The sequence below is a fragment of the Thermovirga lienii genome (assembly GCF_036847465.1).
Taxonomy (GTDB): Bacteria; Synergistota; Synergistia; order Synergistales; family Thermovirgaceae; genus Thermovirga; species Thermovirga lienii.
Genome location: NZ_DAITZW010000002.1, coordinates 1 through 19,565, shown reverse-complemented (window position 1 = coordinate 19,565; position 19,565 = coordinate 1). Strand labels below are relative to the sequence as shown.

Genomic DNA, 19,565 nt, shown 5'->3' with positions numbered 1-19,565 from the left:
ATGAACGGGACTAGAGATCTTGGAGCTATCGTTCTTGAGAAGTTTCAATTCAGCGACGAGTTATTCATGATTAGGGTCTTGCCGGAAGAAGATTCTAGCATACCTTTGCCTGGCCAGTTTTACTTGCTGAAGTCGTGGGAGGGGTTTGACCCCCTCCTTTCCAGGCCGTTTGCACCCATTGCGGTTCATGAAAATGGATCCCTGGATTTTCTTGTAAAGGTTGTGGGTAGGGGTACTAAAATTATAAATTCGTCTATCGAAGGAGCTAAAGTAAAATTGAGGGGACCATGTGGGAAACCCTTTCCAGCACCATCGGGGCAAAGGCTTTTACTTTTAGGAGGTTCAGTGGGTATAGCGCCCATGCTTTTTGCATACAAAAGGTATAAAGATATAGTGCCTGCTAAATTGGTTATAGGAGTTCCTGGAGGAGAATGGGAAAACTTCTGTAAAAGTGAGCTTATGAGCGATACCAACCTAGAAGTTTTTTCTGACGATGGAAGCATTGGAAGATCGGGAACTCCCTTGACGTTCCTCACCGAAGAAGGTGTTGGAACAGATGATGAGGTATGGGCTTGTGGCCCTATTGGTATGTTAAAGGCTCTAGGGGGTTCACTGATACACAAAGTCAGGGAAGATCAAGTCTACGTTAGCTTGGAAGCCCGCATGGCCTGTGGAATAGGTGGTTGTTTGGGATGTGTTATACCAACTACCCTGGGTAACAGGAGGGTGTGTGCTGATGGTCCGGTGTTTAGAATGTCGGAGGTGAGCTGGGATGAGCTCTAAGAGGCTTCTACAAGCGAAGATAGGAAGTTTGACCTTGCGCTCTCCTGCGATAATTGCTTCCGGAGTATGGCCTATGGAACCAGAGAGATGGCCATCAGGGGTGGTCGATAACGTTGGGGCAATTTGCACAAAAGGTTTGACCCTTTCTCCGAAAGAAGGAAATAGGGGCATCAGAATATGGGAAACCAATTGTGGTCTTTTGAATAGTATAGGCTTACAAAACCCAGGGCTGGAGGCCTTTTTGAAAAATGAATTCGACCAATTGAAAGATTGCGGATGTCCCATAATTTTCAATTTGGCCTTTCATCGGGAGGAGGAACTATATCACCTTTTAGACATTCTAACTTCCTTTGGCTTTACGGGCACAGTAGAAATCAATGTTTCCTGTCCTAATGTATCTGGAGGGGGTATGACATGGGCTTTGGACTTAGCCTCTTTGGAGAAGGTACTGAAGAGAGCGAGAGCCTTATGGCGGGGGGATATGTGGGTTAAATTATCTCCTAATGTTCCAAAGATTTGCGATGGCGCCATAGTAGCCGAAAGTTGTGGTGCCGATGCTGTAGTGGTGGCAAATACATGGTTAGGGCTGGCCATAGATGTGAAAAGGAAAAAGCCTGTATTCGAACGGATTTTCGCAGGGCTATCGGGGCCCGCTATATTGCCTCTTTCCCTCAGATTGGTCTGGGAAGCAGCATCTGCTGTGAAGATTCCAGTCATAGGGTGTGGAGGAGTAGCTGATGCGGAGGGAGCGCTCGCTATGTTAATGGCTGGAGCATCAGCTTTTCAGGTTGGGACTGCGTTGTTCTCGGATTTTGAAGTTGTGAAAAAAATTTGTGATGGAATAGAAAATTACATGGCGGAAAACCAAATAAACGACTTGGAAGAAATCGTTGGGATAGCTCAAAAAGCATAAAGAGATAAGGGGGTATTTTTTTGAGAGATAGAAAGACTGAACTCATCCTTGCATTGGATTTGGATTCTCCAGAGGAAGCGAGAGAGTTTCTTACCAAAAATTGCAGTAATTTAAAGTATATAAAAATAGGGCCCAAGCTTTTTATCAAAGGAGGAAAGGATTTTCTGAGCTTTGTAATTGGGGAAGGTTGGGATGTCTTTTTAGATGTTAAACTTCATGATATACCTAACACGGTGAAGGGAGCAGTAGAAGCCGCTTCGGAATTGGGTTTGTGGGCTCTAACGCTACATGCTGCTGGTGGAATAAAAATGATGGAAGATGCTTTTCGTGCGAGAGGTTCCAAAGAAAAACCTCTTTTGTTTGGTGTAACGGTTCTTACGAGCATGGATGAATCGACGTTGCAAGAAGTAACTCCTGGATGCTCCATTAAAGAAAGCCTTGTAGCAAGAGCAAAAGCCTGTCTTGCAGCAAAAATGGATGGTATAGTTTGTTCGACGAAAGACCTGCATTTGTTTAGTGGAAAAGAATATGAGAATTTATTGAAAGTAGTTCCTGGAATTCGTCCAAAGGATTTCGTTAATAAAGATGATCAGAAGAGAGTGGCAACGCCCGCTGAAGCGGCAAGGAGTGGAGCAGATTATATAGTGGTGGGTAGGCCTATTTTGCTATCCCATGATCCCAAAGAGGTTATAAATAATATATTGGAGGATTTGGAAAATGAGTAAAGAGCAGAACAAACCTTTAGATTATAAGTACATAGAACAACTTATGAAAGAGTCGGGAGCTCTACTGGAAGGTCACTTTTTGCTCTCTTCAGGTCTACATAGCCCTTATTATTTACAGTGTGCCCTTTTCCTAAGGTTTCCTAAAAATGCCGAAATAGCAGGTAAACTCCTGGCTGAAAAAATAGTAAAATTGGGAAAGCCTGATTTCGTTGTTTCACCAGCCCTTGGAGGCCTCATAATAGGACATGAGGTTGCAAGGGCCTTAGACGTTCCCTTTCTCTTCTGCGAGAGGGAGGGCGGAATAATGAAGATGAGAAGGTTTACTCCACCTAGTGGAGGAAAGTACGTAGTGGTTGAAGATGTGATCACAACGGGAAAGTCGACTCTTGAGACTATTGAGGCCGTAAATGCCAAAACTAGTGCAGACTTATTAGGTGTGGCCTGTATAGTGGATAGAAGCTCTGGAAAGCTTCAAAGTTTACCAAGTCCCATTTCGTTATGGCAGGTAGATTTTTCTGTGTATTTACCAGAGGACTGTCCGTTATGCAAGGATTCATCTTTACCATTAGTTAAGCCGGGGAGCAGATCTTAGTGTTTGTGAGCGTTTTTTTGAGGCACAAACCAAAAAGCAAGAAAGCCCTAAAAGTTTTTTTTATGGCTCTATGTTTATGCATTATTTTTTTCCGTTCAAACGTTTTTGCCAAGGAACAGGAAACCAATATATTGGTTTCTGATCCTTGGCTATATGTCATAGTCAAGTTTATAGGAGGGGTGTACTGGAACGTCCACCCGTTTTATTTTTGGAACGACGAAGGGAATTTAGTCAAAGTGTCAAAGGTTTCCAAAGGTGACTATATCTTTGTGCCTTACAGAGAGCTGAAGGAAATCAAAAGACTGGGTATATCTCCTAAGTATGAAAGGTTGGTTTCAATATATGAGAATAAGCCCTCAAAGCTAGAGAATAGCTGTTATTTTTTGGATCCATCGATGTTACCTTTCATCGCTCTGGGGGTGATGCGCTCTCTATCTGCTATTGATCCTAGCCATTATCCGTATTATCAGAGAAGATTGGCAGAGTTTCAGACACGATTGGATAGCGTTGTCAGAGTAGGTAGGCAACTTCTTTGGAACGTAGAAATTTTTGACCTCACAGGATTTTCGGGATGTTGGTTGAGGGCAGTCAGTGGCAGGAGCAAACAAATTTTTAAGGCTAAACACGAGATAGATGGCGTTACTCCAGAAGAATTTGATGAAATAATTTCGCAAATCAAGTCCAACAAAGGCGTAGTAGTTTACAGTTCGAATCTGCCTAAAAATCTGTTGCCAACCCTTGAAGGTGTGCCACTAAAGGTGAAGTTTGCCTATCCCACCAAAGAGGAGGATTTTTTCGTTTATCTTTATGAATTTAATTTATCGATATGGAATGCGTACCGTTCAGCAAATTTTTGATAAAGTTGCCATGTTTTTGTCCTTCTTTTATTTATTGAGCCTCTGACATCTTTAAATGGGTTATGTCGGCAGCAGCGAAGGTGGAGGTAGATCCATCTTCCATTTTTACAATGAGGTTCCCCAAAGGAGAAATACCTGTTGCTGTGCCTACGGTAAATTGGTCATTTTGCTCAACTTTAACCTTCATCCCCAAGGTCGAACAAAGTTTTGAGTATTTTTGTATGCATTCTGTGATACCCTCGTTTTTTTCCAAGTTTTTGACCTCTTTTTCGAGTTTTCTAATAAGAGTAGCTATGATTTTCCCCCTGTGGACATCCTTTCCTAGTATAGCCTTAAGGGAAGTAGTGGGTTTGTCGACGGATCTAAGTATTTGGGGGCTTAAATTGGCGTTTATTCCTACACCTATGACGGCATAATGGACCTTGCCAGGTTCACTAGAGGCTTCAATCAATATTCCACAAAGCTTAGCTCCCCTGAACAATACGTCATTGGGCCATTTAAGCTCAAGATCTATGTTGAATAATTCCTTTAGACTATCGTGCACAGCAATTGCCGTTGATAAGCTTAAAAGCTGTAGTAGGCTGGGGTCAATGTTTGGACGGGTTAAAACCGAAAGGCTTATACTTCCTTCTTCCGGGGAAAGCCAGGTTCGACCGAGCCTTCCTCTTCCTGCTTTTTGTTCTCTAGATATCACTACGACTCCTTCGCTGGCTCCTTGACGGGCTAGAGATTTGGCAGGTTCCTGAGTAGAGTCTAGGGATTCCCAGTAAAGTATGGGATGGCCCCACGCTACGTCTTCGAGCTCAAGTTCTATCCATGTTGGGCTGAGATCTGCTTCGTTTTTATCCAAAAGCCTGTATCCTTGATGAGGTACGGATTCTATGTAAAATCCCTCTTCTCTTAGAGACTCTATAGTTTTCCATATGGTCTGTCTTGATACGTTCAAAAGGGAGCTCAGTTCGGAGCCAGAGATCAGATTTTTTTCTTTTTCCATGAGAATCTTCAACACCTTTTTTTTTGTATCATTTGTTTTCAGCATTTAGAGGCCTCCTAAACCAATTTTCGTACAATGGTGATGATATAATGGTAATCCGCTCGTAGCAAAGCTTTTTGGATAATAAGCATTCACATTATATAATGAAAGAACAGTTTAAGGAGGAGTTCGAATGACCTTATTGCCCATATCTACCGTATTGGAGGAACTGCGCTCCATGATGACGGAGCTGCAGGACAGCCTTTGACCCAGCTTCACTAAAGAAGAAAATAGACCAAATCACCGAAATGACGGGAGAGCAGGGCTTTTGGGATAGGGATGATGCCCAAGAGTTAACAAAAAAACTGGCTTTGCTCCAGGATCGTTATAGCAAATGGCAAGAGATGGAAAATGAGTTGAAAGAGATAGAAACCATTGCTGAGCTATTGGCGATGGAGCAGGACGAAGCTCTGGAAAAAGAATTTTACGAAAGAGCTGAAAAACTTAAGAAGAGAATAGAAGAAGAGCAAGTAATGCTGCTTCTTGATGAAGAATATGACGAGTCAAATGCGATAGTAAGCATACACCCAGGGGCTGGAGGCCTAGACTCCCAAGATTGGGCAGAGATTCTTTACAGAATGTATCTAAGATGGGCTGAGAACAAGGGATTCAAGACTAAAGTGCTTGAAATTTCTCAGGGGGAGGAGGCGGGAATTAAGTCTGTTACGTTTCAAGTTTTTGGTCCCTTCGCCTATGGATTTTTGAAGTGCGAGAGGGGAGTGCACAGGCTTGTTCGAATTTCACCTTTTGATACCGCAAAGAGGAGACACACCAGCTTTGCGTCTGTCAATGTCTCTCCTGAGCTTCCTGATGACGTGGAGATCAATATTAATCCTGAAGAACTTAAGATAGATACCTTCAGGGCTGGTGGTGCAGGGGGGCAGCACGTCAACATGACGGATTCGGCAGTGAGAATTACTCACATACCGACGGGGATCGTCGTGAGCTGCCAAAATGAAAGATCTCAACACATGAATAAACAGGTGGCCATGAATATATTAAAAAGTCGCCTTTATGAGCGAATGCAACAGGAAAGGCAGGAGCAGCTTGAACAAATTCAAGGGGAAAAGAAGGAGATAGGTTGGGGAAGCCAGATACGATCTTATGTTTTTCATCCTTACACTTTGGTTAAGGACCATCGTACTGGGGTAGAGAAAGGTAACATTCAGGCAGTAATAGACGGCGACTTGGATGATTTCATTTTTGCTGAACTGAAACGGCGCAAGAAAAGAACAAATGATAAATAACTGGAGGGGCAAAGGATGTTTAGATTTAAGTTGAAACTTTTACTTTCTATAATTTTTATCCTCTGTTGCTGTACTTTCGCCATGGCGCAGTCTACATTTAATTCAACTATACCTGTTATGTCTCTTGATGACATCAAACCAGGCATGGAAGGAATTGCTTACACTGTGGTCAAGGGACAGGAGGTAGTTACTTTTCCTGTTAAAGTCTTGAGCGTAGTCCCATCGGTCGAGTTGCCCCACCAATTAATATTAATTCAAGCTTACGGTCCGGTAATAGAAAAAACAGGTGGAATAGCAGCCGGGATGAGTGGCAGTCCTGTTTTCATAGATGGGAAGCTCGTCGGTGCCATAGGGTACGGTTGGCATTTCAGTGAACATGACAAAGGGCTTGTGACTCCTATATCTGAAATGGCTGCAGTTTGGGAGTGGCCGGACAGAGAAATAAAATTGAGGGAACCTATAAATATAAAAATTGAGAACAGTGAAACTGAAGGTAAGAAAAGCGGCGATATTAAGAACCTGGAAACTCCCATAATGATGTATGGGGTAAGTGATCGTAGCGCTGGAGAAATAAGCGAAAAACTTGGAACCAGCTATTCTATGTTGCCCCACTCTTTTAAGGCTACTTCACTGCCCGTTAACATGAATGCAAAACTAACTCCTGGGGATGCTGTTAGTGTCCTTTTGGCGTGGGGAGACGTCTCTATCGCTGCTACTGGCACACTCACAGCTTTATCCAAGGATGGACGTTTTCTGGCTTTTGCGCACCCATTTTTAAATCGCGGTGCAGTTTACTATCCTTTGGCTAAGGCTTGGATTCACGATGTAATACCTAGCGTACAAGCTCCTTTTAAAATAGGGACTCCGACAGAGATTGTAGGAGTGGTTACTCAGGACAGGCCGCAAGCCATTGGCGGATATATAGGCAAAATTCCTACGGCGTTTGATTTCTCTCTTAGTATGCGGGACAAAGATACAGGCAAAATAGTCAAAAAAAGGTTTCAGTTTGTGAACGACCCCTTTTTGTTAAGCGAACTTATAGATAACATTTTGATTGGATTATGGGATGACACTTGGGAAAGAAAAGGAGAAGGCACCGCTAAGGTTGATTTAAAGATAGAAGGTGGCTCACTAGTTGAGGGATGGCAAAGGACAAACATGTTCTACTCAGGAAAAGACCTGGCGAAGGATATGTTTTCGGAAGCGGTGGACATAACAAAGACCATAATGCTGAACCCTTTTTACGAGATAAATCCCTTTGGTGTGCATCTTGATGTTGAGGTGACCCAGGAACCTAGAATTCTTCTGATAGAGGATCTCATAGTGCCTGAAAGGGATTTAAAACCTGGAGAGACCTTTGAAGTGAAAGTAAAAATGCGTCCATACAGGGGTAAAGCGATCGAGAGGAAGTTTACGTTGAACGTTCCAGAAGATGCTGCTGGGACCTATGAGGTGGTAGTAAGAGGTGGAGGCATAGACGAGCCGTCTCAGGAGTCTTTGCTGCAAGGATGGAGAGCTATCACCAATTTGAACGAGCTTTTGCGCGAGATAAGTTCAATTGAGGCTAACAACGAAGTTATAGTTGAGCTTAGATATGAGACCCCCGACAGGGCCCCGTGGTCCTCTAAAACCGAGAAAGAAGATAAAAGACTTTTGAGCGAGATAAAGAAGGAAAAAATGGAAAAGGGACTGCTAAAAGTTTTTAAGTCGAACTATTATGTTGATGGCCTATTGAGGAAGTTAATAAAGGTCGCTGACAAGCAGAAATAATTTTCCTGATTTGCTTTGGAAGGAGGCCAGCTTTTGCGGATAATTAGCTGGTTAGGACGAGAGATTATCTTAGTGGTAGAAAACCTGGGAGCATTTTTTGTAATTTTTTTTAAGATTACAAGCGGCTTGTTGTCGAAAACCTGGAGCTTACAGGATTTTTCAGAGCAGTTGGAGCGCATAGGTGTAAGCTCTGTGTTCATGGTAGCGATAACAAGCGCGTTTACGGGAATGGTTATGGCGGTTCAGACCATAGATCAGTTCATTAGGTTTGGAGCGACAGGCTATATTGGAGGGGTGATTGGCCTTAGTATCACCAGGGAGCTTTCTCCTGTGCTGACAGGACTCGTGGTTAGCGGGAGGGTAGGAGCATCGATGGCCGCCGAAATAAGCTCCATGAAAGTGACTGAGCAGTTGGATGCCCTCAAAGCTTTCGGATTAGACGACATAGTTTTTGTAGGTGCTCCTAGGCTGCTTGCAAGTTTTATAATGCTGCCAGCTTTGACCATTTTCTCAGATTTTATTGGTATAAGCGGGGCTTTTTTATACGTTCTGGCTCATGGGGTCAATTCCCATATTTTCAGAAAATCTCTTGAGGTACTTCTTGATCCCTATGATATATGGGGGGGAATTATCAAAGCAGCTGTTTTTGGGATTTTGATAGCCGTCTCTGCATGTACCCACGGCTTCAGAGCCGGGCAGGGAGCAAAAGGAGTAGGTGTAGCTACTACAAGAGCTGTTGTTTGGAGCAATATGCTTATATTGGCCACAAACTACATCCTTTCGAGCCTTTTGTTTGGAGGTATGTCAAGTTGAGTCCTCCGGTTGTTACTCTTGAAGAAGTCTCGGTTTTTTTCGGCAGCAAGGAAGCCCTTAAAAGCATCAACCTTTCATTGAGTATGGGAGAGGTCAAGTGCATATTGGGCCCATCGGGCTGTGGCAAAACTACTACTCTTAGGGTTATAGCTGGTTTACAGAAGATACAGAAGGGCAGGATGAAGCTTTTTGATTCTTACGTGACGCCGGAAACCGAGGAGAAGGATCTGGCCGATTTTAGGAAAAGATTGGGAGTAGTCTTTCAAGGTGGGGCTCTGTTCGATTCTTTAACAGTCGGTCAGAATATTGCCTTTCCCTTGAAGTATTGTAGAGGTATAGAAGATAGAGCGTTCATAGAAAAAAAAGTAAAAGAAATGTTAGACCATGTGGAGCTAGAAGATGTGAGGGAGCTGTATCCTTCGGAACTTTCAGGGGGTATGAGAAAGAGAGTTGCCATAGCTAGAGCTTTAGTTCACGAACCTGAAGTTTTACTCCTTGACGAACCAACAACTGGCTTAGATCCCTTAACTGCAAGACATATAGATGCTCTGATCGTAACCCTGTGCAGAAGATTTCAAGTAGCTGTTTTAGTTGTTACCCATGACATGGTGTCAGCTTTAGGCATTGCAGATAGATTGGTTCTCATGGATGATGGGCGGGTGGTATGGCGTGGCACCTGTGATGAATGGAACAAGATGGATGATCCGGCGGTAAAACGTTTCGCTGCGGGGCTCATTTCGGTGCGTGGGGGAGATCTGCCATGAATAGGGAAATTAAGATAGGAATATTTGCTCTGGTAACAATAATATTGTTAGGCCTTTTGGTATTCTTCAGTGGAGGCTTGCGCTTTAAAGAAAAAGGTTATGAACTAGGCATAGTTTTCCATGATGCAATGGGTCTAAGCGTAGGTTCACCAGTTTTAGTCTCTGGAATAGAATCGGGTAGAGTAAATTCTATGGAGCTTCTAGAGGAAGGAGTTTTGGTGACGGTAGGTTTGAAAGAAGGGATATCATTGCCGGTTGATAGCAAGTTTACCATAGATACTGGAGGTCTTTTGGGTGAGCCCAGAGTAAAAATAATAAGGGGAACATCTAGAGAATTGTTGGGGCCTAAAGCCAGAGTAATAGGAGAGCTCCCCCCCTCCTTTGACGAAATACTTGGGGACATAGAGGAAGGTCTTGGTAGCATAAAAGACACTTTTTCAAAGGTAAATGCCTTTTTAGAAAATCTTTCTGGAATGGCTGACAATTTAGAGAACTTCGTCGAAGAAGCGAAACCAGCAATTGTCGATGCAGCTAGAGCTGTGGAAGAAGCCGCCAATTCATTCGAAAACCTATCAGCAAATATGGAAGCCACTGTGAAGGAAAATAGGAGCAATATAACAAAACTTGTCAGAAACGCTGAGGAATTGTCTAGTCGGTTGAATTTTATAATTTCCGAATTTGACAAAGATAAAAAAGGTGGCAAAGACTTGAGAGAAACAGTAGTAAAAATCAAAGAAGCTGCAGAGGAAGCCAAAGAAATGGCTATTTCCATAAGGAAGTTCGTCCAAGGCTTTGAGGGGGAGTCTGGCAAAGCCTTCAACTTGAGGAAACTATCAGACCTAGCTGATAGAGCCGATAAAACCCTTGCATTCATCGAATCGATAAAATTAGGTGGCGACCTATATTTACATGGAGATTTAGATGGAAGGGATCCCATATTCGATGCCTATATCCATTTGAAGAAAGGTGATTCTCCATACTCATTGCTGGTAGGAATGGCAAACATAGGTGATGATCCTGGATTTACAGGTGCCGTGGGTTATGAGTACAAAGACTGGCAATTCATATCAGGCTCAATAAATGATTACTTTGGTTTTGGTTTGTCCTATAACCCAGACTTTTCCAAGGGGGATTTGTCTATAGGCGCTGCTTGGTGGAACGAAGAAGGTGGCAGTTTTTCCGTTGAGGGTAAGTATTCTATAGATGAGGATTGGGGATTGTTCTATAAGCATCAGGAAATAGATTCGGAGGAAAGAGATTCGCTGGGAGTGTTCTACAGGTTTTAGGTAATGAAAATAATAGTAGGATAGGTGGTATGCAACTAGCCATGTTTATAACGTTGGAAGGAATAGATGGATCAGGGAAAAGCTCCCAAGCTGAACGGGTAGCGGAGATAATAAAAGGCATCTGGAAAGACAAAAATGTTGTGCTTACACACGAGCCTGGGGGGTGGCCTGGCGGGATATACCTAAGGAACACTATAATTGAAACCCATTTCTCAAACCCCTGGGCAGAGTTGTTTCTCTTTATCTCAGATCGGTGTGAACACGTAGAGCGGGTAATAGCTCCTGCGTTGAATGAGGGCAATATAGTTGTCTCTGAAAGGTACAATGACTCCACTCTGGCGTATCAGGTATGGGGAAGATGTTTACCAGAAAAGGATGTAAGAACAATCATAAATATCGCGAAGCTCCCAGAGCCTGATTTGACTTTCTGGTTTGATGTTTCTGTCGATGTGGCAGTGAAGAGGCTTTCAAAAAGGGGAAACTTGGATAGGATAGAAAAGGATTTGCATCTGTTGGAGCGCATAGCTGAAGGCTATAAAACCCTTTGGAGAGAAAATCCTAATAGGATAAAGCGAATAGACGCTAACAAGGATGAAAAGTTAGTCTGTATGCAGCTAACGGAGGAATTGAGGAAATATGCAGAAGAAAAATCTGGCTGTTAATGAGAATGAGGAAGAACAAAATTTTCTTCAAGAGTCCTTTTCTTCCTTGGTGGCGGAGATCAAAAGCAATGGGATAGATACCAATTTTGCATGTGTACTTCCAGGTTCTTTGCAGAGGAAGCTTGCTGTGGAGTTAGGCAAGTCTCTATTGTGTGAAAGCAAAACAGGGGAAGATAATTGTGAATCTTGCAAGGCGTGGGTTGGAGAGAGTCATCCTGATTTAATAATTATCGGCTCTCCAGACAAACCTCCAGGGATCAAAGAGTGTATGAGTCTATGGGAAGAGATATCCCTTTTCCCTGTGGCCGCCAACAGAAGGGTTGCTTTTCTTTTAGGATGCGACAAACTTTCCCTTCCTGCGGCCAACAGCCTGTTGAAGCTTACCGAGGAGACCCCGGGAGATGGATTGGTAGCCCTTTTGATGGAAGAAGAAAAAATGCTTCCCACGCTTAAAAGCAGGTTGCACATTTTTCGTTTCAAGCTTCCCTTGCTAAAATCATCGACTGATATACCTAAAAATAAAGATCAATTTTTGAAATGGTTGAGATCTACATCAAATATGAGTACTGGTGAGGTAGCTTTGGTTTTGTCCGGTTGGGTGTCAACCCTGGTTGATGAAGGTAGGTTCGATAAGGCCGCCGACATTGAGATGGCAAGAGTGTTGTCAGAGAAGTACAATATGTCCAAAGAAATGCTCGAGGATTTAATATATATGGTGTTGTGGGAGGGGTATGATTTTGAGCTTTTATCTGGTGTCCTTTGGTAAACCTAGATTTCTAGGAGTTGTAGATATAGATAGAAATCTACAAAAAGGAACTTACATAGTCGTCGAGAGCGCTAGAGGTCTTGAGTTAGCGCTAAATCTAGGAGGAGTAAGTCCCGACAAAGTTGAACGGTACAGGGAAAAATTTAGCAATGTATCCCAGGATGAGTCACCCCAGTTGAAGGGCAGTGAGCCTCTTTTTCAAGATTTGATCTATGTCCGGGAAGCTGAAGCTCTTGATCTATCTGAGAGCACTTTGCAGAGGGAAGAAGAGGAAAAAGTTCTGCTTGATGCAAGAGAGATCCTTAAGGGACATAAGTTGCCTATGAAATTAGTGGAAGCAGAGTATTTGCTGGATCGCAAGAAACTGTTTTTCTTTTTCACTTCTGAGCAAAGAGTAGATTTTCGGGCATTTGTCAAGGACTTGGCTCGGAAGTTCAAAACTAGAATAGAGTTAAGGCAAATAGGTGTAAGAGATGAAGCAAAGGTTGTCAAAGGTCTTGGTCCATGTGGAAGGCCTTGTTGTTGTGGCTATTGGTTGAATACTTTTGAGCCTATATGTATTCGCATGGTCAAGGAACAAAATCTTTCGCTGAATCCCGCGAAAACTTCAGGAATATGTGGTCGATTGATGTGTTGCATCGCATATGAACGGGAGACCTACTCCAAGCTTTGGGAAAGGTTGCCCAATCCAGGATCAAAGATAAAGGGGCCTGATGCGACGTATGTGATATCTGGCGTGGATATAACTTCTGATTGTGTGAAGATAATAGAGCCTGGTAAGGGAGAAATATTGGTGCCCGTGGATAAATTTGAGGCCTTCAGAGAATGTGTTGAGAGGGGAGAGGTGTGGTCTGATTTTCAAGTCAAACCTCTTATTGAAATAGAGCCAATAGAAGAAGAACCGGAGTTTTCTTGGGATGATAATTTTGAGATAGAGGTCACCACAGGGGAAGTAGCACAACTCGAGAACCAAGATATTGAACGTAAAAAAGTTTCAGAGGAAATGCAGGATAAAGAAAATAAAACAAAAAACTCAGTTGCAGAAACGTTGCAGGATTCTGATGAAACCACCAAGGAAGGTAAGCGGGAAGGAAGGCGTAAGAGGTCAAAAAGAAAAAATAAAAACAAAACCAATGCCGCTAAAAGAGAGGGTAGCCAAAAGAAAGAAATAAAAGACAACAAGAAGAAAAGAACTAAACCCCAACGGGAACAAGGCTAGTTGCCGTGGGTATTACTCTGGCTAAACTGAGGTGAGAGATAGATGGTTTTAGGAACTATAAAAGAAAAACTGGCAAAAGTTAAAAACAAACTAGGTATTGCCAACCTAATTTCCAAGGGTACAATTCTGAGCGACTCTTTCTGGGAAGAGTTGGAAGAACTTTTGATTCAGGGAGATGTGGGTATCGACTATTCAGAAGACCTCGTAAGGGAGGTTAAAGATAGGACAAAAAGGGAAAAAATTCAAACACAGGAAGAAGTAAAAGAGATTTTGAAGGAAGTCTTAAGAGAGAAGTTGGGAAGAGTTGAGGGCATGGGGAAGGATTTATTGGCTACGGAGAATAAAAGCCTTGTCGTTTTGGTTGGAGTCAATGGAACTGGTAAGACTACCACTGCTGCAAAGTTAGCTAGATTAGCCAAGGGAAGAGGCAAACGCCCTATATTGGTTGCTGCGGATACATTCAGGGCAGCGGCAACAGAGCAGTTAAAGACCTGGGGAGAAAGGTTGAATATAAAAGTCATAGCTAGAGAGCCCGGAAGCGACCCCGCCTCAGTTGTTTTTGATGCAATCAAATCTGCTGATGCTGGCGGGGGCGATTTCTTGGTAGTAGATACCGCAGGAAGGATACACACCAAGAAAAACCTGATGGATGAACTTGGTAAAGTTATAAGGGTTGCATATAAGGAAACTCCTGGTTGGGAAAAAAATGTTTTGTTGGTGCTTGATGCAGTAACAGGCCAGAATGGGCTTTTACAAGCCAAGACTTTTGGGGAAGCGTTGGATTTGACAGGGGTTATTCTTACTAAATATGACAACACAGCGAAAGGAGGCATATTGCTGGCTATAGCTGAGCAACTGAATATACCCATATACTATGTAGGTCTAGGAGAGGGTTCTGAGGACTTGGTGCCTTTTTCGGTGGATGAGTTTATTAACGGTCTTTTGGAGTAAATTGTGGTACATAAAAGGTTGTGAGTTGAGTATGTCATATTTGGTTAAGCTTGTTGTAGGTGTGCTCTATCCTGATGACGAATGGTTGGAATGGACGAAATCTTGCTTAAAGAAAGAGTTTGGCGCTGTGGAGCGCACGTTGCGGGGTATTCCTTTTGAATATACGGATTATTATAAAGATATATCTCCTAGCTTGTTCAAAGCGTTTTTTTCCTTTACTGGCCTTTGGGCTGCAGAAAACCTGGCTGATTGGAAACTCTTCACGTGTGGCATTGAAAGGGCTTCGGGCAAGACCAGAAAGATTAATATAGATCCTGGCTATGTGAATGGTGCACGATTGGTTTTGGCTTCTACTAAAGACCATGCTCATAGAATATATTTGAGAGATGGTATTTTTGCTGAAGTTACTTTGAGATATAGAGGTAAAAGATGGGTGCCCTTTGATTATACCTTCCCTGATTTCAGAAGTGGCCTGTACGATGATTTTTTGTCGGCAGTGAGAAACGATTGGCTGCAAGAAATACGGTCACTTAAGGAGGATGAATAATTTGATAGAACGATATTCAACTAAAGAAATGAGCAAGCTGTGGTCTGATGAGAGCAAGTTTAAGACCTGGTTGGAGGTGGAGATGGCCGTTTGTGAGGTGTGGGCCGAGAAAGGGGTTATTCCTCACGACGCCATGAAGGTAATACGGGAGAAAGCAAACTTCGACATAGAAAGAATAAAAGAGATAGAGCAGGAAGTACATCACGATGTAATAGCTTTCGTGACCTGTGTTGCAGAAAATATTGGACCTGAAGGAAGATATGTCCATTTAGGACTTACCAGCAGTGATGTAATAGATACTGCTTCCTCTCTGCTGTTAACAAGAGCATTGGACATTGTGATAGAGGCCCTTGTGTCTTTGATAAACGTAGTTCGCGAGAAAGCCCAGGAATTTAAGTACGTTCCATGTATTGGTAGAACTCATGGCGTTCATGCTGAGCCCATGACTTTTGGCTTGAAAATCCTCAATTGGCTGGATGAACTCTTGAGAGGCGAAGTAAGACTAAATTCAGCTAGAGAAATGATTAAGGTAGGGAAAATATCTGGCGCTGTAGGGACTTATGCTCATTGCCCTCCAGATGTAGAAGAGAAGGTTTGTGCTAGGTTAGGACTTAGGCCTGCGCCTATATCCACGCAAATTTTGCAGCGCGACAAACATGCAACGATAATGTCCTCGCTGGCCATATTGGGAGGCACGTTAGAGAGGATAGCTTTAGAGATTCGCCATCTGCAAAGAACTGAGGTTCTTGAAGCGGCAGAGCCCTTTTCGTCTAAACAAAAAGGATCTTCTGCGATGCCCCATAAGAGAAACCCCATATTGTGTGAAAGGATATGTGGCATGTCCAGGCTGCTTAGAGGATATGCCCTTGCAGCCATGGAAAACATGGCCTTATGGCATGAGAGGGACATAAGCCACTCATCTGTAGAGAGAGTTATTTGGCCTGATAGTTTTAATCTAATCCACTATATGATACTGATGATGCAAAAGGTTATAAGTAATATGGACGTGTTTGGTGAGAATATAAGCAAGAATCTAGATATGACTCGGGGACTGATCTTCAGTCAAAGAGTGTTGTTGGCCTTGGTGGATGCGGGTTTGGATAGAAATGGGGCGTACGAAATAATACAGTCCAACGCCAAGAAAGCGTGGAGAACTGGTCAAGATTTTCGTGCGCTGTGTAAAAGCGATGAACGGATAACGAAGTACTTATCCTTAGAATTGTTGGATTCCCTTTTTGATGTAAATTACTACATAAGACATGTAGATTCCATTTTTGATAGATTCACAGGGAACCCTTATATTGGTCAATGATGTCAAGCAAAAGGAGGGTGCCGGATATGAGCAAACCTGATAGAAATATGGCACTTGAGATGGTGAGAGTAACGGAAGCAGCTGCCATGGCTGCAGGAAGATGGATGGGGCGAGGTGATAAGGTCGCAGCAGACGCAGCGGCGGTGAACGCCATGCGCTACATGCTCAATACAATAAACATGAAAGGAACGGTTGTCATAGGAGAAGGCGAAAAGGATAAAGCCCCAATGCTTTTTAATGGGGAAGTTTTAGGTAGCGGGGACATGCCAGAGGTAGACATTGCGGTTGATCCAATAGATGGTACCCGTCTTCTATCATTAGGAAGGCCCAACGCCATAAGTGTTGTAGCCATTTCTGAGAAAGATACCATGTACAACCCGAAACATATTTTTTACATGAATAAAATAGCCACGGGTCCTCAGGCCGCTGATGCGATAGATATTGAGGCACCAATATCGGAAAACATTCGTAAAGTGGCCAAAGCTCTTGACAAAAGCATAGAAGATGTGACGGTGGTGATATTGGATCGACCGCGACATGAACACATGATAAAAGAAATTAGAGAGGTGGGGGCCAGAATAAGGCTTATACCAGATGGAGACATTGCAGGGGCTCTCATGACTTGCAAAGAGGACAGCGGTATAGATTTGCTAATTGGTATAGGAGGGTCTCCTGAGGCTGTGGTAGCAGCATGTGCATTAAAATGCGTGGGAGGCAACATGCAATGTAAATTGTGGCCTAGAAATCAGGAAGAGGCGTCAAGGTGCAAAGAACAAGGTATGGACATCAATAAAGTGCTCGGTTTAGATGATTTGGTGAAATCTGATAACGTATTTTTTGCTGCTACTGGGATAACCGACGGAGAGCTGTTAAGAGGTGTCCGTTATCAAGGGGAAAAGATAAGGACGAGCTCTTTGGTTATGAGGTCCAAGAGCGGCACAATCAGGTACATAGAAGCAGTGCACAGCCTTGAGAAGTTAGAGCTTTATAGCGGAATAGACTACAGTCCTCGGTACGAGTAGCTAGGATGCTGAACGTGTGTTTATTTTGATTTAAGATTTAAGTGCGGCTCCTATCGCCGCTTGTCCCACAGACAGGGATTCATCGTTGGGGGACAAGGATGTGTGCCAAAGGGGCCGCAAAGCTCTTTTTTTCAGATAATAGAGCGTAAGGGAGAACAACCTTTTGTTCTGCCACACTCCACCGGATAAAACAACATCTTTTATGCCTGTTTCTTTTGCAATTTCGAGGCACATCTCCGCTAAGCTTTCCGCCAGCCCTTTGTGGAAGGCTGCAGCTATCCTAGGTCCAGGAATTTGAGTTTTAGATTTAATTATCCATTTGATGGTTGGCCTCCAGTCGAGTATAAACATTTCTCCTACTCTAGCGATAGAGAACGGTGCTTTTTCCCTCGCTCCCGCGCTCATGGCTTCTAGTTCCATTGCTGCCTGGCCATCGTAACTTATTACTTCCTCGACGCCAATAAGTGCCGCGACGCCATCGAAAAGCCGACCACAGGAGGATGTTATGGGAGAAAGATGCAGTGCTCCTTCCATCAGAGGAATCAACTGAGCTCTGTGGGGCCAGATCGTAGCTATTAGATCTCTTGAACCTTCCTTGCCGAAAGTCTCATAAAGGAGGGAGTAAGCAAAACGCCAAGGTTCCAATATGGCCTTTTCGCCTCCTGGCAAATGGGCTTCGTACAAGGACCCTTTTCTGGTGAATTTTTTAAGATCTCCTACAAGTATCTCCCCTCCCCATATCTTCCCATCAATTCCTAAGCCGGTGCCGTCCAATATGAGCCCTATGACAGGTTGAGTGATGCCGTTTTCCACCATGCATGAGGCCATATGAGCGTGATGGTGTTGTACCTTTATCTCCTCAATATTGTTGGCGGTTGAGAGTTTAACCGTTTTATGTGCTATTTGGCTTGATATATATTGAGGGTGGATGTCTTTAACCAGGACATTTGGTTTAAAGTTATAAAGTCGGAGGAAATGTTTTAGGGCTTCTTCGTAATAAGTGGCGGTGTCCAGGGCTTTGAGATCCCCAAGGTACTGACTTGGAATTATGTATTTATCTACTGTTATAGCAAAAGTAGATTTCATCTCAGCCCCTGCTGCTAAGATAGGCGGCATAGCATTTTTTACTAATACTGGGTGGGGGACATAACCTCTCGCTCGTCTGTAGAAGATCTGCCTTTTACCGGCAGATGCGACGACTGAGTCATCTATTTTCATTTTTATATCTCTGTTGTGCATCAAGAAGTAATCCACAATTTCGGAAAGTTTGCTCTTGGCTTCATGGTTAGATGACACTATAGGAGTCTCAGATACATTTGCACTTGTCATAACTAGAACAGGAATTTCTTTTAACAGAAGAAAGTGCAATGGAGTATATGGTAACATTACTCCTATAGTATCCAACTTAGGAGCCACAAGCTCACTGATATCTCCATTTTTCCTCTTGGGGCATACCACTATGGGTTTTCGTGGAGAAGTAAGTAATCTTTTGGCATCCTCAGTTAGGTGTACCAACTTTTCTGCTACCTGAGGGTCCTTTGCCATTAGTGCGAACGCTTTGTAAGGTCGTTTTTTCCTAGAACGCAGTTTTGTCAATGCTTCATCGGTTGGCAAACACGAAAGATGAAAACCTCCAAGCCCTTTTATAGCCACTATATGGTTTTCCTTCAAAAGACGAATGGTTTCCATTATAGCATCTTTGCCCTTGACTATAGGGGTGTCCGAGATGTTGTTCTCAAGCCAAACTTGTGGTCCGCAGATAGGGCACGCAACTGGCTGAGCATGATATCTTCTGTCGTCTGGGTTTTCGTATTCTCTTTTGCAGTCTGGGCACATATGAAACTTTGCCATGGTTGTTTTAGGTCGGTCGTAAGGAAGACTTTCGATTATGGTAAAACGAGGGCCGCAGTTGGTACAGTTGATAAAAGGATATTCAAAACGTCTATCATATGGGTTAGTCATCTCATTTAGGCAATCTTCGCAAGTTGCTATGTCTGGGGGAATCAAAGCCTTGGTCTCTGCTTTTTCCCTGCTTGGCAATATGAGGAAATTATCTGGAACAGCGTCCACTTCTTTTTCTTCCAGTGTTTGTATGTTCTGGATGTATGATAAAGGAGGAGCGTTAGTTATAAGCTCTTGTTTGTAGGCTTCTATTTGTCTTTTGTCCCCGAATATTTCAAGTATTACTCCCTCGGATGTATTTAATACTGAACCCGTTACGCCTATTTTTTGAGCCAATTTGGCGCAGAATGGTCTAAAACCTATACCTTGAACTATTCCACTTACGAGGATAATTGCCTTCA

Annotated in this window: 19 protein-coding genes; 17 read left to right on the top strand and 2 right to left on the bottom strand. The window is 43.2% G+C overall.

What is annotated here, in order from left to right; translation table 11 throughout:
- The 5 genes from V7Z69_RS01260 (at window position 1) to V7Z69_RS01240 (ending at window position 3,870) form a co-directional block, all read left to right on the top strand.
- Window positions 1-783: an iron-sulfur cluster-binding protein gene (locus V7Z69_RS01260; RefSeq protein ID WP_041445778.1), complete on the top strand. Its 783-nt coding sequence runs from the start codon at window positions 1-3 to the stop codon at window positions 781-783.
- Window positions 773-1,696, top strand: coding sequence for a dihydroorotate dehydrogenase (locus V7Z69_RS01255; RefSeq protein WP_334138167.1), 924 nt, complete (start codon window positions 773-775; stop codon window positions 1,694-1,696). Before V7Z69_RS01260 ends, V7Z69_RS01255 begins: the two co-directional genes overlap by 11 nt.
- A 20-nt stretch (window positions 1,697-1,716) precedes the next feature.
- Window positions 1,717-2,421 carry an orotidine-5'-phosphate decarboxylase gene (gene pyrF, locus V7Z69_RS01250; RefSeq protein WP_014163243.1) on the top strand — a complete coding sequence of 235 codons (705 nt, stop codon included), beginning with the start codon at window positions 1,717-1,719 and terminating at the stop codon, window positions 2,419-2,421.
- A complete protein-coding gene (gene pyrE / locus V7Z69_RS01245; protein ID WP_334138166.1) occupies window positions 2,414-3,013 on the top strand; it encodes an orotate phosphoribosyltransferase in 600 nt (199 codons plus the stop codon). The genes pyrF and pyrE overlap by 8 nt, the downstream gene beginning before the upstream one ends.
- A 179-nt stretch (window positions 3,014-3,192) precedes the next feature.
- Window positions 3,193-3,870, top strand: coding sequence for a hypothetical protein (locus tag V7Z69_RS01240; RefSeq protein WP_334138165.1), 678 nt, complete (start codon window positions 3,193-3,195; stop codon window positions 3,868-3,870).
- Window positions 3,871-3,901: 31 nt separating this feature from the next.
- Here V7Z69_RS01240 and V7Z69_RS01235 read toward each other — a convergent pair whose 3' ends face one another.
- The gene (locus V7Z69_RS01235) at window positions 3,902-4,909 is read right to left on the bottom strand and encodes a biotin--[acetyl-CoA-carboxylase] ligase (protein WP_014163240.1); all 1,008 of its coding nucleotides are present in this window, start codon (window positions 4,907-4,909) and stop codon (window positions 3,902-3,904) included.
- A gap of 127 nt (window positions 4,910-5,036) precedes the next feature.
- On the opposite strand from V7Z69_RS01235, the gene prfB reads away from it, so the two are divergent.
- From prfB to glpX, 12 genes are all read left to right on the top strand, one after another.
- Window positions 5,037-6,150 (top strand): peptide chain release factor 2 gene (gene prfB / locus V7Z69_RS01230; protein WP_014163239.1). Its coding sequence is split into 2 segments (ribosomal slippage): window positions 5,037-5,108 and window positions 5,110-6,150, totalling 1,113 coding nucleotides; the frame shifts between segments, so codons are not numbered across the junction.
- A 15-nt stretch (window positions 6,151-6,165) separates the two neighbouring features.
- Entirely contained in the window at window positions 6,166-7,920 is a 1,755-nt protein-coding gene (locus tag V7Z69_RS01225) for a SpoIVB peptidase S55 domain-containing protein (RefSeq protein WP_014163238.1), read from the top strand.
- Window positions 7,921-7,953: 33 nt separating this feature from the next.
- Window positions 7,954-8,733, top strand: a complete 780-nt coding sequence (locus tag V7Z69_RS01220) for an MlaE family ABC transporter permease (RefSeq protein ID WP_014163237.1) — start codon at window positions 7,954-7,956, stop codon at window positions 8,731-8,733.
- Window positions 8,730-9,497, top strand: a complete 768-nt coding sequence (locus tag V7Z69_RS01215; protein WP_014163236.1) for an ABC transporter ATP-binding protein — start codon at window positions 8,730-8,732, stop codon at window positions 9,495-9,497. Before V7Z69_RS01220 ends, V7Z69_RS01215 begins: the two co-directional genes overlap by 4 nt.
- Complete coding sequence (locus tag V7Z69_RS01210) at window positions 9,494-10,783, top strand: MlaD family protein (protein ID WP_014163235.1); 1,290 nt, start codon at window positions 9,494-9,496, stop codon at window positions 10,781-10,783. The genes V7Z69_RS01215 and V7Z69_RS01210 overlap by 4 nt, the downstream gene beginning before the upstream one ends.
- A 41-nt stretch (window positions 10,784-10,824) precedes the next feature.
- Window positions 10,825-11,445 (top strand): dTMP kinase, encoded by a 621-nt coding sequence (tmk, locus tag V7Z69_RS01205; protein WP_041446042.1) that lies wholly within the window; start codon window positions 10,825-10,827, stop codon window positions 11,443-11,445.
- Window positions 11,420-12,211 (top strand): DNA polymerase III gamma/tau subunits-like protein, encoded by a 792-nt coding sequence (locus tag V7Z69_RS01200; RefSeq protein WP_014163233.1) that lies wholly within the window; start codon window positions 11,420-11,422, stop codon window positions 12,209-12,211. The genes tmk and V7Z69_RS01200 overlap by 26 nt, the downstream gene beginning before the upstream one ends.
- Window positions 12,183-13,430, top strand: coding sequence for a PSP1 domain-containing protein (locus V7Z69_RS01195; RefSeq protein WP_014163232.1), 1,248 nt, complete (start codon window positions 12,183-12,185; stop codon window positions 13,428-13,430). The genes V7Z69_RS01200 and V7Z69_RS01195 overlap by 29 nt, the downstream gene beginning before the upstream one ends.
- A 42-nt stretch (window positions 13,431-13,472) precedes the next feature.
- The gene (gene ftsY, locus V7Z69_RS01190) at window positions 13,473-14,381 is read left to right on the top strand and encodes a signal recognition particle-docking protein FtsY (RefSeq protein ID WP_014163231.1); all 909 of its coding nucleotides are present in this window, start codon (window positions 13,473-13,475) and stop codon (window positions 14,379-14,381) included.
- Between the two features lie 31 nt (window positions 14,382-14,412).
- Window positions 14,413-14,928: a DUF4416 family protein gene (locus V7Z69_RS01185; protein WP_014163230.1), complete on the top strand. Its 516-nt coding sequence runs from the start codon at window positions 14,413-14,415 to the stop codon at window positions 14,926-14,928.
- Between the two features lies 1 nt (window position 14,929).
- Window positions 14,930-16,240 (top strand): adenylosuccinate lyase, encoded by a 1,311-nt coding sequence (gene purB / locus V7Z69_RS01180; RefSeq protein ID WP_014163229.1) that lies wholly within the window; start codon window positions 14,930-14,932, stop codon window positions 16,238-16,240.
- A gap of 26 nt (window positions 16,241-16,266) precedes the next feature.
- Complete coding sequence (gene glpX / locus V7Z69_RS01175; RefSeq protein ID WP_014163228.1) at window positions 16,267-17,262, top strand: class II fructose-bisphosphatase; 996 nt, start codon at window positions 16,267-16,269, stop codon at window positions 17,260-17,262.
- 30 nt (window positions 17,263-17,292) lie between these two features.
- Here glpX and hypF read toward each other — a convergent pair.
- Window positions 17,293-19,565 (bottom strand): carbamoyltransferase HypF (gene hypF, locus V7Z69_RS01170; protein WP_334138158.1); only part of this gene is annotated, 2,273 nt, incomplete at its 5' end.